The 13,879-nt window shown below is 33.1% G+C and carries 14 protein-coding genes and 1 tRNA gene; 5 read left to right on the forward strand and 10 right to left on the reverse strand.

The window, feature by feature from the left end; translation table 11 throughout:
- Positions 1-37: 37 nt before the first annotated feature.
- Positions 38-448, reverse strand: coding sequence for a BrxA/BrxB family bacilliredoxin (locus AAFP94_RS04215; protein ID WP_316660277.1), 411 nt, complete (start codon positions 446-448; stop codon positions 38-40).
- A 115-nt stretch (positions 449-563) separates the two neighbouring features.
- Between AAFP94_RS04215 and AAFP94_RS04220 the strand changes: the two genes are divergently transcribed.
- Positions 564-1,340, forward strand: a complete 777-nt coding sequence (locus tag AAFP94_RS04220) for a TerB family tellurite resistance protein (protein ID WP_316660276.1) — start codon at positions 564-566, stop codon at positions 1,338-1,340.
- A 58-nt stretch (positions 1,341-1,398) separates the two neighbouring features.
- On the opposite strand, the gene AAFP94_RS04225 is transcribed toward AAFP94_RS04220, so the two are convergent.
- From AAFP94_RS04225 to AAFP94_RS04265, 9 genes are all read right to left on the reverse strand, one after another.
- Positions 1,399-2,559 (reverse strand): metal ABC transporter permease, encoded by a 1,161-nt coding sequence (locus AAFP94_RS04225; protein ID WP_316660275.1) that lies wholly within the window; start codon positions 2,557-2,559, stop codon positions 1,399-1,401.
- Positions 2,552-3,676, reverse strand: a complete 1,125-nt coding sequence (locus AAFP94_RS04230) for a metal ABC transporter permease (RefSeq protein WP_316660274.1) — start codon at positions 3,674-3,676, stop codon at positions 2,552-2,554. Before AAFP94_RS04230 ends, AAFP94_RS04225 begins: the two co-directional genes overlap by 8 nt.
- Positions 3,676-4,410 carry a metal ABC transporter ATP-binding protein gene (locus AAFP94_RS04235; protein WP_316660273.1) on the reverse strand — a complete coding sequence of 245 codons (735 nt, stop codon included), beginning with the start codon at positions 4,408-4,410 and terminating at the stop codon, positions 3,676-3,678. Before AAFP94_RS04235 ends, AAFP94_RS04230 begins: the two co-directional genes overlap by 1 nt.
- Positions 4,410-5,321 carry a metal ABC transporter solute-binding protein, Zn/Mn family gene (locus AAFP94_RS04240; RefSeq protein WP_316660272.1) on the reverse strand — a complete coding sequence of 304 codons (912 nt, stop codon included), beginning with the start codon at positions 5,319-5,321 and terminating at the stop codon, positions 4,410-4,412. Before AAFP94_RS04240 ends, AAFP94_RS04235 begins: the two co-directional genes overlap by 1 nt.
- Before the next feature lie 10 nt (positions 5,322-5,331).
- Entirely contained in the window at positions 5,332-6,123 is a 792-nt protein-coding gene (locus AAFP94_RS04245) for a transporter (protein ID WP_316660271.1), read from the reverse strand.
- Positions 6,110-6,769 (reverse strand): metal-dependent transcriptional regulator, encoded by a 660-nt coding sequence (locus AAFP94_RS04250; protein WP_316660270.1) that lies wholly within the window; start codon positions 6,767-6,769, stop codon positions 6,110-6,112. The genes AAFP94_RS04245 and AAFP94_RS04250 overlap by 14 nt, the downstream gene beginning before the upstream one ends.
- Positions 6,770-7,039: 270 nt before the next feature.
- Positions 7,040-9,139: a ferrous iron transport protein B gene (gene feoB / locus AAFP94_RS04255; protein ID WP_316660268.1), complete on the reverse strand. Its 2,100-nt coding sequence runs from the start codon at positions 9,137-9,139 to the stop codon at positions 7,040-7,042.
- On the reverse strand, positions 9,139-9,369 hold the full coding sequence (locus AAFP94_RS04260) for a FeoA family protein (protein WP_316660267.1): 231 nt from the start codon (positions 9,367-9,369) through the stop codon (positions 9,139-9,141). Before AAFP94_RS04260 ends, feoB begins: the two co-directional genes overlap by 1 nt.
- Positions 9,370-9,441: 72 nt before the next feature.
- Positions 9,442-10,116, reverse strand: coding sequence for an SCO family protein (locus AAFP94_RS04265; protein WP_316660265.1), 675 nt, complete (start codon positions 10,114-10,116; stop codon positions 9,442-9,444).
- Between the two features lie 164 nt (positions 10,117-10,280).
- Between AAFP94_RS04265 and rseP the strand changes: the two genes are divergently transcribed.
- The 4 genes from rseP (at position 10,281) to AAFP94_RS04285 (ending at position 13,854) form a co-directional block, all read left to right on the forward strand.
- Positions 10,281-11,621 (forward strand): RIP metalloprotease RseP, encoded by a 1,341-nt coding sequence (gene rseP / locus AAFP94_RS04270; RefSeq protein ID WP_316660264.1) that lies wholly within the window; start codon positions 10,281-10,283, stop codon positions 11,619-11,621.
- A gap of 71 nt (positions 11,622-11,692) precedes the next feature.
- Positions 11,693-11,766 (forward strand) — tRNA-Asn (locus tag AAFP94_RS04275).
- Positions 11,767-12,134: 368 nt separating this feature from the next.
- Complete coding sequence (locus AAFP94_RS04280; protein WP_409628112.1) at positions 12,135-12,557, forward strand: hypothetical protein; 423 nt, start codon at positions 12,135-12,137, stop codon at positions 12,555-12,557.
- Positions 12,558-12,804: 247 nt separating this feature from the next.
- Complete coding sequence (locus tag AAFP94_RS04285) at positions 12,805-13,854, forward strand: toxin-antitoxin system YwqK family antitoxin (RefSeq protein ID WP_316660262.1); 1,050 nt, start codon at positions 12,805-12,807, stop codon at positions 13,852-13,854.
- Positions 13,855-13,879: the final 25 nt, after the last annotated feature.

Genomic DNA, 13,879 nt, shown 5'->3' on the forward strand with positions numbered 1-13,879 from the left:
TGGTTTTAATATTCAAAACTTTAATTCTTTTTTGAGACTAGCAATACTCGTTATATGCATCCACAAGATTTTCTGCAATTAATTCAGCAGGACGGCCTTCAATATGATGACGCTCTAACATATGTACCAATTCGCCATTTTTAAACAATGCCATACTTGGAGAACTTGGAGGGAATGGGACCATATATTCACGTACTTTGTTCGTAGCACCTCTGTCAACACCCGCAAAAACCGTAACCAAATGATCTGGACGTTTTGCATTCTGCAAACTTAATCTTGCACCTGGGCGAGCATTCGCTGCTGCGCAACCACAAACAGAATTAACAACTACCAAAGTTGTGCCTTCTTTTGCTATGGCTTCATCTACTTGTTCTACAGTATGCAATTCTTCAAAACCTACATTGGTAAGATCTTCTCGCATTGGTTTTACTAATTCTGCTGGATACATATATTTAAAGTTTAAATTAATATTTATGTTACAAAGATATCAATTGTGTAACAAAGTTTCATTGTAATCTACTAACAAATATTATATTTGGTCATAATTAAATTCTATTACTTACATGAGTTTTTCTAAATGGATAGGAGCTGCTATAGGTTGGTCTTTTGGAGGACCTATTGGCGCAATCATTGGATTGGCTTTAGGCAGTATGGTAGATTCTGTTTCTGATAATCAAAAGAGACCATTTATAGGCCAGGGTAACTCTGGAAACCGAAGTAGGCGAACAACATATTCTGGCAGACCTGAACAGCCGAATACTCAACCTGGCGACTTTGAAGTAAGCTTGCTTGTTTTGTCTTCTATTGTGATCAAAGCGGATGGAGTACAAGACCAAAGAGAATTGGATTTTGTGCGAAAACATTTTGTAAGTATGTATGGCAAAGAAAGAGCTAATCATGCATTTAAGCTGTTTAAAAGTATTAGTAGACAAAATATCTCGACAAGACAGGTTTGCTTACAAATTAAGCACATGATGGATCACCCATCTCGATTACAGTTATTACATTTTTTGTTTGGAATTGCTAAAGCAGATGGACATGTCACAGAAGATGAGATTAGACAGATTTATACTATAAATGGATATTTAGGAATAAGTTCGCGTGATTTTGAAAGCATTAAGGCTATGTTTTTTAATAGTGTTGATAGTGCTTACAAAATATTAGAAATTGATAAAAGCGCTACTGTTGATGAAATTAAAAAAGCCTATCGAAAAATGGCAAAGAAATATCATCCTGATAAAGTAATTCATCTTGGAGAAGAACATCAAAAAGGAGCTGAAGAAAAATTTAGACAGGTTCAACAAGCTTATGAACAGTTGCAAAAGGAAAGGAAATTTTAAACTAGCAACATAGAACTAAATTCCTTGAGGGTTGTAGTGTGTTAATTGCACGAGGTAATTATCCTCTAAACAAAAAGAAATCTTCTTTCATATATTCAATTTCTTTATCGTCATTGGTAATTATATAGTCTATAGCTTGTGTGGTAAAGTCTTTGCCTTTTTCGGTTAGTGATACAAGGTCATTGTTTATAACGATCATATTGTTTTTAATTGCCAAATCTAAAACTGTTTTAGAACGTACTTTTTGCCAATTAATATGTTCGTTCAAATGATTTACATGACGTTCACTTTCTTCATCATGATTTCGCAAGTGTAATAGAAAAGTAAGTAAAGAAACTTCAATACGTTGTTGTTTTTCACGATATAAAACGGCAATTATCCCTTTGTTTGGAGCAAAAAAATACACCATTAAAAAAAGTAATCCCAGAACTGTTGTTATAGATCCAGCAATAGAGGCATCTAACCAATGCGCAACCCAATAACCAGCAATTGCACTAAACACACCAAAGCAGGAAGCTAATATCAACATTTTTTTTAGGTCTTTAGTAATTAAATAAGCTGCCGCCGCTGGAGCAATCATTAAGGCGACTACCAAAATAGCACCGACCGCATCAAACGCACCAACTGTAGTTACAGAAGCAATAGACATGAGGCCATAATGTATCACAACAGGAGAAAACCCAAGTGATGCTGCCAATCCAGCATCAAAAGTGCTTACTTTTAATTCTTTAAAGAAGGTGAATAATAATATTAATGTTATTAATAGTATGCATCCAATAATCCAAAGTGATTTAGGGCCAAAATCTATTCCTGTAATTAATAATCTATCAAAAGGTGCGAAAGCTAATTCACCCAAAAGAACAGCGTCAACATCTAAATGGACGTCATTGGCATTTTTAGCAATCATAATTACGCCAATACTAAAAAGGGCAGGAAATACCAATCCAATAGCGGTATCTTCTTTTACTAACCCAGTTTTCTGAATATATTCAACTAAAATAACTGTTATTATACCAGTAATAGCTGCTAGTAAAATTAATAATGGCGAGTTGAGGTCATGAGTAATAAAAAATCCGATAACAATTCCGGGCAATATAGAATGACTAATGGCATCACTTATCATTGCCATTTTTCGAAGCACCAAGAATGTTCCTGGAATAGCACATGCAACGGCTACCAAACTCGCTATGAGCTGTATCTCAAATTGTGCGTTACTCATTATTATCTTGCTGATTATACAAATTAGATGCTATTTTAAACCCTTTATCAGTCATACTCCACATATTATCTTGAAGCGTCACGTAGCTTTTATCTTCTAGCTTTTTAAGCGTGCCTTTTGTAAATCCTTGAAAATTATTTAGGATTTTTACTGTATGAGGATGTGAAATGTTTTCGTGTGTTTTAGCAATTTCATGCATAAATGCCAATGTTTTATGAAGCTTAAGATCACGTCTATTCTTTATAAACCTTATTTGTTTAAAAAGCAAACCTCTACTTGGAGAAAAGACAAATGAAAATAGGACGAAGACAGCTGCAACCAATACAATTACAGGTCCTGTTGATAGGTTGTTTTGACTTGCGCTGATTGCTGTACCGAATACACCAGAAAAAGCACCGAAAACTGCCGCAAGAAATACCATGGTTGCTAGACTATTTGTCCACTGCCGAGCAGCAGCAGCAGGCGCTAATAGCATTGCGCTCATTAAAACGACACCAACGGTTTGTAAACCCAAAACTATAGCTAGCACTATAAAAGATGTTATGAGTATATCTATAAATTTTGTATTGAACCCTAATGTTTTGGTATAGTCTGCATCAAACAAAAGTATTTTGAATTCTTTCCAAAATAGCAAGAGAATAATCAAACAAATTCCAGTTACTACAGCCATAAGCCAGACATCACTTTCTAGCAAAGTTGCAGCTTGTCCAAACAAGTATTTATCTAAACCAGCTTGATTGGCATTAGGCTGTTTTTGTATAAATGTAAGAAGCAGCATTCCGAAGCCAAAAAATAAAGATAAAATTAATCCTAAAGCAGTATCAGATTTTAAATGTGTTTTGGTGATTATACCTCGAATCCAAAATGTACCAATTAGTCCACTAACTAATGCGCCAAGCAGTAGCGTGTTACTGTCTTTAACGCCTGTAATTAGAAATGCTAGAGCTATTCCAGGTAAAGCAGCATGTGAAATGGCATCACCAAGTAAACTTTGTTTACGCAAAACAGCAAAGCTTCCGAGCATTCCACAAACAGCACCAAGTATAGCTGTACCTAAAGTGATAGTCCTTAAGGTGTAGTCTGAAAATACTAAAGAAAAATACTCCTGCAGATCCATTATTCTTGAATACTTACTTTATAATTAATACCGTAGGTTTTGGTTAAGTTATCATCATTAAAGATGTCTTTAACGGGTCCTGTAGCTATTTTTTTCACGTTTAAAAATGTTACCCAATCAAAATATTCAGGGACGGTTTGTAAATCGTGATGTACTACAATTACTGTTTTTCCTGCTTTACGCAACTCCTTTAAAATATTTATAATGGCAATTTCTGTAGTAGCATCTACACCTTGAAACGGCTCGTCCATAAAATAGATTGATGCACTTTGCACTAAAGCTCTGGCTAGAAAAATACGTTGTTGCTGTCCTCCAGAAAGTTGACTAATTTGCCTGTTTTTAAAGGAAAGCATTCCAACTTTCTCAAGGGCTTCAAGTGCTGCTTTTTTTTCTTTTTGACGTGGTCGTTTAATCCATCCAAGACTTCCATAAGTTCCCATCTTCACAACATCTAAAGCTGTTGTTGGGAAGTCCCAATCTACACTTCCTTTTTGGGGCACATATGCCACTTTCTTGCGTTGTTCCTTATAAGGTTTTCCGTAAATACTTACACTACCAGCAATTGGATTTAGGATGCCTAAAATTGATTTTATTAAGGTCGATTTACCAGCGCCATTAGGACCTACAATTGCCATTAATACACCTTCTGGAACTTCAAGATCTATATCCCAAAGTACAGGTTTATAATTGTATGCTACAGTGAGGTCATCTACTTTAACCGCTATTTTATTCATTATTTTAAAGCATTTACAATTGTATTCACATTATACTCAAACATACCAATATACGTACCTTCAACAGTGCCAGCATCACCTAAAGCATCTGAATATAAAGTACCTCCTATTTCTACTTGATGATTTTTTGCTTTTACCGCAGCTTGTAAAGCTTGAATGGTACGTTTAGGAACAGAACTCTCTACAAAAATGGCTTTCACATTCTTTTCTATAATAAATGCTGCTAATTTTTGCACGTCTTGTACACCAGCTTCTGTGGCGGTACTTAAGCCTTGTAATCCAACTACTTCAAAATTATATGCTTCTCCGAAGTAATTAAATGCATCATGTGCAGTAACTAGTATGCGATGTTCTTTAGGAAGTGTTTCAATAATATTATTTATCTTTTCTTTTAACTCAATTAGCTTGTTTAAATAAAAGGATTCATTTACTTTGTATGTTTCTGCATTTTCAGGATCTTCTAAAGATAATTCTTTGGTAACTTTTTTAGCGAATTGTTTAAAATAGTCAATATTAAACCAAACGTGGGGATCGTAATTAGACTGAAAGTAATCAGAACCAATTAATCTATCTTTATCTAAATTATCTGCTAATGCAATGGTATTAATATCTTGATGATGCATTTTTTCAAATACTTCAACTAGCTTTCCTTCGAGATGTAACCCATTATAAAAAATAATATCTGCTTGAGCCAGTTTAGCTACATCGCCTTCACTGGCTTTATATAAATGCGGATCCACGCCACTTCCCATTAAGCCTTCAACATTGATAAGGTTCCCCCCAATATTTTTTACCAAATCGGTTATCATGGTAGTAGTAGTTACCACATTGAGTTTATTGTCTTCTTTTTTTCCATTTTTACAATTGAACAATAAACCTATAGTAATAAGTATTAAGAATTTCTTTTTCATATCAAAAACATTATTTTTTTCGTATTCTATAACTAGCACCTAAACCTATAAGAATATCTTGCCCATTGGTTATGCTGGTTCCAAAATAAGCATCAAGCTGTAAATCAATTGAAGCGAGATAGGTTATTCCAGCATCCCAATAGTGATTTGCTGAATGATCTTCAGGAATATCCCCATATAGTTCTGCATAAAAACCAAACTTATCTGAAATACTATAACCATATGCTATAGTATAAATCGCTGCAGCTTCTGGAGAATCATTTCCCCATTCTGCCCCAAGATTATAACCCAAACTGGACTTTTTATTAATGGTGTGTGCAAAAGAAAACCTAAAATCTACTCCTGTAGATTCTGGCCTATAATCTTTAGAGGCACTAAATAATGGGAATATATGACCAATAAATGCAATTTCGGGCATGCATCCTTTTTCTTTTGCAACATCAATTTTTACCCCTAATAATAAGGGTGAAAATCCACTAGCTACATTATCTAATTTATTGCCATTTATTTTGGTAGTTCCTTCCACAAAATCCCAACCAAGTCGAAGTTCTAAGTTATCTAAAATACCATAGCGTAACAATGTTGTATTGTAAGTATAATTTTCAGACTTTATGTTATTATTCTCAAACGATTCATATAATCCACCAGTTTCTATTTGAAAAACACTTTTCCCGACAGTAGAGGATGCTTCTGTAGCATCTGGTCTATCTGTAATTAATGCACCAATAGATTGTTCTTGTTCTTGAGCTTGAATAAAGAATGAAAAGACAGTAAATATTAAAGTAACTTTAATTGATTTCATTGACATAAATTATTGATGTAAAGTCCTTATTAAGTATAATCGTGTTTGAATTGATTTTTAACTGTGTCATTTTGTTCGTGCTGAATTGTTTAACAACCTCTATTAAATTGCCATAGCGTAATCCGTTTTGAGCACAAAACTCAAAGAACTCTTTGTCGTCACTCATTAATCGAGAGATTGTATAGCTTTTACCTTCTTCTGTTTCCGATAAGGATATAGAATGATCTTTTGTTGTGATTTCTCCTTCAGCATTTGGTATAGGATCTCCGTGAGGATCAAATTTTGGATTACCTAAATGATCACTTATTTTATTAGCCAAAAAATCTGATGTTTCATGCTCTAAAAGTTCCGCTTCACGATGTATATCGTGTAAGCTCATATCAAAAGTTTTAAATAGAAATGCTTCCCAAAGGCGATGTTTTCTAACAACATTAAGTGCCATTTTTTCTCCTTTTTTTGTAAGTTGAAGCGGTTGATATTTTTCGTAATGCAACAAATCTTTTATGGCTAATTTTTTAGCCATATCTGTGGCAGCAGCATTTGAAATGCCTAGTTTTTTTGCAATATTGCCAGGTTTGGTATTTTTGCCATCATTTTTGTCGTTTTTGTAAATAGCTTTTACAAAGTTCTCTATAGCTACAGACATTTTTAATTACTTTAATTAATATTTAAGCTTACTTAAAAGTATTTCAAAGATAACTAAAATATTAAAACAAAAAGGAAAAATTTGTTTTTTTTGAGTAAGAGTAAAGTATATGTAAGCTAATTATAATTAATCACAGCCACAATCATCAGTTCCACACGATTTTTTCGTTTTAGCTTTTTTAAAGAAAAACTTTTTTACCAAAAAACCAAGGGCTAAAATTACCGCTGTGAAGACCAATATATTTTGAATGATAGTGTTCATTTCCCTAATTTATTTTAATGTTTGAAAAGCAATTAATGCTACCAAATAGGCAAAGCTACTCATAATAACTAATTGTAAAGTTGGCCATTTCCAACTATTGGTTTCTCTTTTCACTATAGCTAATGTACTCATACATTGCATCGCAAATGCATAGAAGAGCATTAGAGAAATTCCAGAGGCAAAATTAAATAAAGGTGTTCCTAAAATTGGGTTTATCTCACCTGCCATCCTATTTTTAATGGTATCCTCTTCATCACTACCAACACTGTAAATAGTCGCTAATGTGCCGACAAAAACTTCTCTTGCCGCAAAAGAACTCAAAATAGCAATGCCAATTTTCCAGTCGTAACCTAAAGGTCTGATAGCTGGCTCAATCGCCCTTCCTGTTATACCAATAAAACTATGTTCTAACTTAAATGATGCTACATGCTGTTGAATTTCTTCATTACTTAAGTTTTTTGAAGCATATTCTTTAGCAATAATTTTTTCAGCATTATTAAAATTGTCACCTGGGCCATAAGATGCTAAAAACCATAAAATAATTGAAATAGCCAATATGATTTTACCTGCTCCAAAAACAAAAGATTTTGTCTTTTCGATAACTGTTATGACCACATTTTTAGGTAATGGGAGCTTGTAACTCGGCATTTCTACCACAAAAAAAGTTTTACTTTTTATTTTTAGAATTCTATCTAATAGATATGCAGAAATAACAGCTGCACCAAAACCAATTAAGTAAAGTAACATTAAGGTTAAAGCCTGATAACCTAGTCCTAAAAATCTGCCTTCAGGAATCACCAAAGCAATAATAATTAAGTATACTGGAAGTCTTGCAGAGCATGTAGTAAATGGTGTTACTAAAATGGTTATCAAACGTTCTTTCCAGCTTTCAATATTTCGGGTTGCCATAATTGCAGGTATGGCACAAGCAGTTCCTGAAATTAGCGGGACAACACTTTTACCACTCAACCCAAACCGTCTCATAATTCTATCCATTAGAAACACCACTCTGCTCATATAACCACTTTCTTCTAAAATGGAAATGAACAAAAACAGAAACGCAATTTGAGGAATGAAGATGACTATACCTCCTAGCCCAGGAATAATACCTTCGGCAATCAAGTTGGTAAAATCACCTTTTGGCAAAGTATTTTTAGCCCATTCACTTAAAGATGCAAAGACACCATCAATAAAATCCATTGGAACGGCAGACCAATCGTAAATAGCTTGAAATATGGTCAACAAAATGATAAAGAAAATAGCATAACCCCAAATCTTATGAGTTAGGATTCTATCAAATTTTGTACGAAGGTCTTTTGCTTTAGAAACATCTATTGTTTGCCCCACTTTTAGGACATTATTAATAAACTGATAGCGCTTTATGGTTTCTTTCTGCTGCAAGCGTTTTAAATCGCTTTTACTTTTCGTTTTAAAATTATCAACAGCGTCAATTTCATTTCTATTGGTTTTTCCAAAATTAACATCTTGAGTAATAACCAACCAAAGCTTATAAAGTAATTGATTTGGAAAAGTATTCTGTAAATTCTTAAAATACTCTTTATCAATTTCGGTGGCATTAAGACATGGTTTTATTGAAAGGTCTTTATAATTAGAAATAAGTGTTTTTAAGTGATCTATTCCTTTGTTTTTTCGAGTACTAACTAATGCAATTCTGGTTTCAAGTTGTTGTTCTAAATAATCTATATCTAAAGAAATACCTTTATAATCCATTCTATCAGCCATATTAATAACCAATATGGAAGGGATTTCTAGGTCTTTAATTTGTGTAAACAGGAGTAGATTTCTTTTTAAATTTTCTACATCACTTACTACAATGGCAACATCAGGGAAGTCTTTATCATTTTTGTTTAATAACAGTTCAATAACTACATTTTCATCAAGTGAAGAAGCATTTAAACTATAAGTGCCTGGTAGGTCTAGTATATGAGCCTTTACACCTCTTGGAAGTTTACAAATACCCTCTTTTTTTTCAACCGTAATACCTGGATAATTTCCAACTTTTTGATTCAAACCTGTAAGTGAGTTGAATACTGAAGTTTTTCCAGTGTTAGGGTTTCCAATCAATGCTACATTAATCTGCTTACTCATCAGGCTATTTTTTCGATTAGGATATGTGCGGCAGTCTCCTTTCTGATAGCTAGATGTGTTCCGTTAACGTTGAGATATAATGGATCTTTAAAAGGAGCAACTTGCAAAAGCTCTACATTATTACCAGGTAAACAACCCATTTCTAGAAGTTTTAAAGGAATATGAATTGATGAAACATCGGTTATAATACCTTGTTCTCCACGTTTAAGTTGTGCCAATGTAAGTTGCAAGCTTATTTAGATTGATTTTAAAGAAGCAAAAGTAATTGAAAAAATCAGGCTAAAAAAATAGTTTCTAAAAAACTATTTGTTGTATTCTTTTTTTAAGGTTTTGATATCTTTCAATAAACGTTTTATTTCCTCAGTATTTGTTCCGTCATAAAACCCACGAATTTGGCGTTTTTTATCAATCAGCATAAAATTTTCAGTATGAATCATATCATATTCATCTCCGTTACCATATGTTTTTACGGCTAAATAACTTTTTCTTGCTAAATCATAGATATGCTTTTTATCGCCAGTAACCAAATTCCATTTAGTATCGTTTATACCTTTTTCAGTCGCATATTTTTTGAGTTGAGCAACACTATCTATTGTTGGAGTTACTGAATGCGAAAGCAGCATGACATCATTGTCATTCATGATTTCTTTTTGAATTTCTACCATATTATCTGTCATAATTGGACAAATGGTTTGACAAGTTGTAAAAAAGAAATCAGCCACATAGATTTTATTTTTATAATCGTCTTGTGTTATAATTTTTCCATTTTGATTGATAAGTTCAAAGTTTGCAATTTTATGGTATTTACTTACATGCTGTATAGTACTATCTACCAATTCTGGCTGTACAGAAATTGGTTGATATATTGGAAGAGGTTTATCAACTTTTAAAATATTATAAAAGATTGCTAAAATAATTGCGGACAAAATTGAAAATACAATAGCAAACTTTTTGTACGATTTAAAAAATGAAAGCATCAATCTTTTTTAGGATGCAAAAATACAATGAAAAGTAATCCCAGAGAATTTTTTAATACTAAAATACGTTTATGTAAAATTAAGAATACATTAATGTAATAATCTTTTTAAAGTAAGCTTAAATACCTACTTTTGTGCGATTATAAATTTTTGACTAGAGACATATGGAGTTTGTTATAAAGATATCTCAATTTTTGTTGAGTCTTTCTTTACTAATTGTTTTACATGAGCTAGGCCATTTTGTGCCAGCCAAATTGTTTAAAACCAGAGTAGAGAAATTTTACTTATTTTTTGATATAAAGTATTCGCTTTTTAAAAAGAAAATTGGTGAAACCGTTTATGGTATTGGTTGGTTGCCTCTTGGAGGTTATGTCAAGATAGCAGGTATGATAGATGAGAGTATGGATAAGGAACAGATGGCAGAACCGCCAAAGCCATGGGAATTCAGGTCAAAACCGACATGGCAACGCTTAATCATCATGTTAGGCGGTGTTACCGTTAATTTTATACTCGCTGTTATTATTTACATTTTTATGGCTTTTGCTTATGGAGATACAGATATTTCTGCAAAAAGCATAGAAGATGGGTATTGGGTGACAAATCCACTATTATTAGAATTAGGAGCACAAACAGGTGATAAAGTTGTTTCAATAAACGGGAATGAAATTGAGAATTATTCTGACATCAGAAAATATTTAATTGAAGCTAAAAATATTACTTTAGAAAGTGATGGTGTTCAAAAAGAAATAGTACTTCCAGAAGACTATTTAGGAAGATTAAGTACTGGTAAAAACAAATCTTTTTTTGAGCTGCGTTACCCTTTTGTAGTTGAGCAAGTATCGGACTCGTCATTAAATAAAGGAGTAGACTTAAAACAAGGAGATATTATAACATCAATAAATAATAAGACGTTAAAATATTTTGATGAACTTGAATCTAGATTAAATGAGTTAAAAAATCAAACAGTTTCAGTTGAAATCATGAGAGATAATAAAACTTTAATCAGAGATCTTAAAGTTGATGAAAATGGTAAGTTTGGAATCTTTCCAGGTGGGAATTTAAGTGATATTGAAGCTTTAGGGTATTATAATATCATAAAAAAGGAGTATACATTTGCAGATAGCTTTGGTGTAGGATTAAATAAATTTAAACAGCAGATTGGTTCTTATTGGATGCAGTTAAAATTAATTTTTAGCCCAAGTACAGGAGCTTATAAAGGCGTTGGTGGTTTCAAAGCTATTTTTGATATTTTCCCAGATACTTGGAGTTGGGAATCATTTTGGGCAATTACAGCATTTTTGTCTATCATGCTAGGCGTATTAAATCTGTTACCTATTCCAGCTTTAGATGGAGGGCATGTTATGTTTTTACTTTATGAAATTGTATCCAGACGTAAGCCTAGTGATAAGTTTATGGAATATGCGCAAATGGCAGGTTTTTTTATTCTTATAGCTTTGGTATTATTTGCTAATGGCAATGATATTTTTAAAGCCATATTTAAATAAACTTTTTAAGTATTATATTTGTAGTGATTAAAAAATAATATATATATTTGCGCTCGCAAAAAGCGAAACACTCCTCCTTAGCTCAGTTGGTTAGAGCATTTGACTGTTAATCAAAGGGTCCTTGGTTCGAGCCCAAGAGGGGGAGCAAAAAGTGGAAAAGACTACACGAAAGTGTGGTCTTTTTTAGTTTTACCATTTTTGAGCGTTGAAGCCTTTCCCGCTACAAACGGGAAGCTCAACCCGTACGACTGAACGATTTCAGTCGTTCGGGCGGGGAGGGGGAGCAAATAGAAAAAAGTTAAACAAAACTGTTGGACTTTTTTTGTCCAAAAACTCAGGGTATTCCATAATTCAAATATTGATTGTGTATTGGGGATTTATAATTTTTCAACAAACTTTTTTATACGAATGGTAGGAAATTTTTCGTTTAAATTGTTATATAAGTAAGATTTAAAACTTAAACATTATAACGACATGAAATTTAGAATTATCAAAAACAATTTTTTTATAGTTATGACATCAATTGTAATAATGGCATGTTCTTCTGATGATAGTACAACAAATAATGAAGTTGCAATTAGTGAAATTGAAAATAATTTAAAGAAAGATACATGGAGAATTACGAAATATATTGATAGTGGGGATGATGAGTTAAATCATTTCACTGGGTATAATTTCACATTTGGAGAAAACAGTGTACTAACTGCAACAAATGGTTTGAATACCTACAATGGCACATGGAGTATTACAAATGACAGTAGTAGTGATGATAGTTCAAATGATTTGGATTTTAATATTTTCTTTGCAGCTCCGATTGATTTTGAGGAATTGACGGATGATTGGGATATTATTTTACAGTCAGCTACAAAAATTGAGTTAATTGATATAAGTGGAGGCAACGGTGGAACAGATTATTTGACTTTTGTGAGAAATTAACGATTTCCAACAAATCACTAACAAACTCATTATGGTTCAATAATTAAATTCTTTCCGCTAGAGGACGATATTTTTATATTTGCCTTCTTAAATTAAGGCAAAACGCTTCAGTTCCTCATTAAATTGGTTCGACAAAACAATATTAGGGGGAGCAATCTAAAACAAAGCCACTCAATTTTTGGGTGGTTTTTTTATTTCCCAGAATCGATAAAACATAAAATCTTTATCTTTAAAAAATAAAAAAGGTATGAGACAGCTTCTTTTTGTATTGTGTGCAATTCCAGCATTTGTATTCGGGCAAGACACCAATTTCTTTTATGAGAAAGATGTGTTTTGGAAAAAGAAATGTGCCTATCATAAATCGGACAGCACTAAAGTGACAGGAGTTATTAAACGATTCCATAAAAATGGTCAGGTTGAAAAGGAAGCATACGTTGTTGATGGGCTTATAAACGGGGAAGCGAGAAGTTGGTATGATAATGGAGTGCTTAGAGAGGTTGGGAATTTTAAAAATTCTGAGGTTGATGGAGAGGTAAGAAGATGGCATCATAACGGACAATTAGAGAATCGTGGCACTATGAGGAACAATATTGTAATTGGAACTTTTTCTTACTGGTATAAGAACGGTAGCCCAGAAAGAGCAGAAAACTATGTTGACGGGAAAAAAGAAGGTTTGTATAAGGAGTATTATGAGAATGGTCATCTAAAAAAAGAGTTGAATGTTGTCAATGGTAAATTGGAGGGGTTACAGAGGGAATATTACAGGAATGGTCAATTACAGTCTGAAATAAAATATGTAAACGGTAAACAAGACGCAGTGATAGGTTATTACAGACGTAGTGATAACCCAAAACGAGAAGAAAATTATGTTGACGGTATAAAGGAAGGTTGGCAAAGGCGTTATTACCATAACGGTCAGCTAAAGTCTGAAACCAAATATGTCGGGGGTGAACCATCTGAGGAGAAAACCTATTATCCTGATGGTAATCTTGAAAGTGAGATAACCTTTGAGTCAGGGGAAATGTTGGTTATTAAGGAACGGTACAGTGCACATTCGGGTCAACCAGCATCTCTCATGCATGAAAGAAAACGAGAAGGTGATATTTGGACCCATAAAGAATGGTATCGGGATGGCAATTTGATGGAAGTCAGCCATACTAATAACAATGGAGAGAGGGTAGGTATTTATAATAGATTTTACGCTAATGGAGCCCTTGAATATGAAGGCAATTTTGATGAACACGGTGAAATCATTTCAAGTAAAAGTTGGGACGTGAATGGACAGCTAATGGATTAAACACCGCTTTAATCCATTTGACAAC

Source organism: Gilvirhabdus luticola (assembly GCF_040117515.1).
In the GTDB taxonomy this organism is placed as follows: Bacteria; Bacteroidota; Bacteroidia; order Flavobacteriales; family Flavobacteriaceae; genus Gilvirhabdus; species Gilvirhabdus luticola.

Coding starts and splice junctions, on each gene's coding strand:
- AAFP94_RS04265 (WP_316660265.1), bottom strand. CDS start 10,116: ATGCTTTCATTTTTTAAATCGTACAAAAAGTTTGCTATTGTATTTTCA.
- AAFP94_RS04285 (WP_316660262.1), top strand. CDS start 12,805: ATGAGACAGCTTCTTTTTGTATTGTGTGCAATTCCAGCATTTGTATTC.
- feoB (WP_316660268.1), bottom strand. CDS start 9,139: ATGAGTAAGCAGATTAATGTAGCATTGATTGGAAACCCTAACACTGGA.
- AAFP94_RS04220 (WP_316660276.1), top strand. CDS start 564: ATGAGTTTTTCTAAATGGATAGGAGCTGCTATAGGTTGGTCTTTTGGA.
- AAFP94_RS04235 (WP_316660273.1), bottom strand. CDS start 4,410: ATGAATAAAATAGCGGTTAAAGTAGATGACCTCACTGTAGCATACAAT.
- AAFP94_RS04280 (WP_409628112.1), top strand. CDS start 12,135: ATGACATCAATTGTAATAATGGCATGTTCTTCTGATGATAGTACAACA.
- AAFP94_RS04225 (WP_316660275.1), bottom strand. CDS start 2,559: ATGAGTAACGCACAATTTGAGATACAGCTCATAGCGAGTTTGGTAGCC.
- AAFP94_RS04230 (WP_316660274.1), bottom strand. CDS start 3,676: ATGGATCTGCAGGAGTATTTTTCTTTAGTATTTTCAGACTACACCTTA.
- AAFP94_RS04250 (WP_316660270.1), bottom strand. CDS start 6,769: ATGTCTGTAGCTATAGAGAACTTTGTAAAAGCTATTTACAAAAACGAC.
- rseP (WP_316660264.1), top strand. CDS start 10,281: ATGGAGTTTGTTATAAAGATATCTCAATTTTTGTTGAGTCTTTCTTTA.
- AAFP94_RS04245 (WP_316660271.1), bottom strand. CDS start 6,123: ATGAAATCAATTAAAGTTACTTTAATATTTACTGTCTTTTCATTCTTT.
- AAFP94_RS04215 (WP_316660277.1), bottom strand. CDS start 448: ATGTATCCAGCAGAATTAGTAAAACCAATGCGAGAAGATCTTACCAAT.
- AAFP94_RS04240 (WP_316660272.1), bottom strand. CDS start 5,321: ATGAAAAAGAAATTCTTAATACTTATTACTATAGGTTTATTGTTCAAT.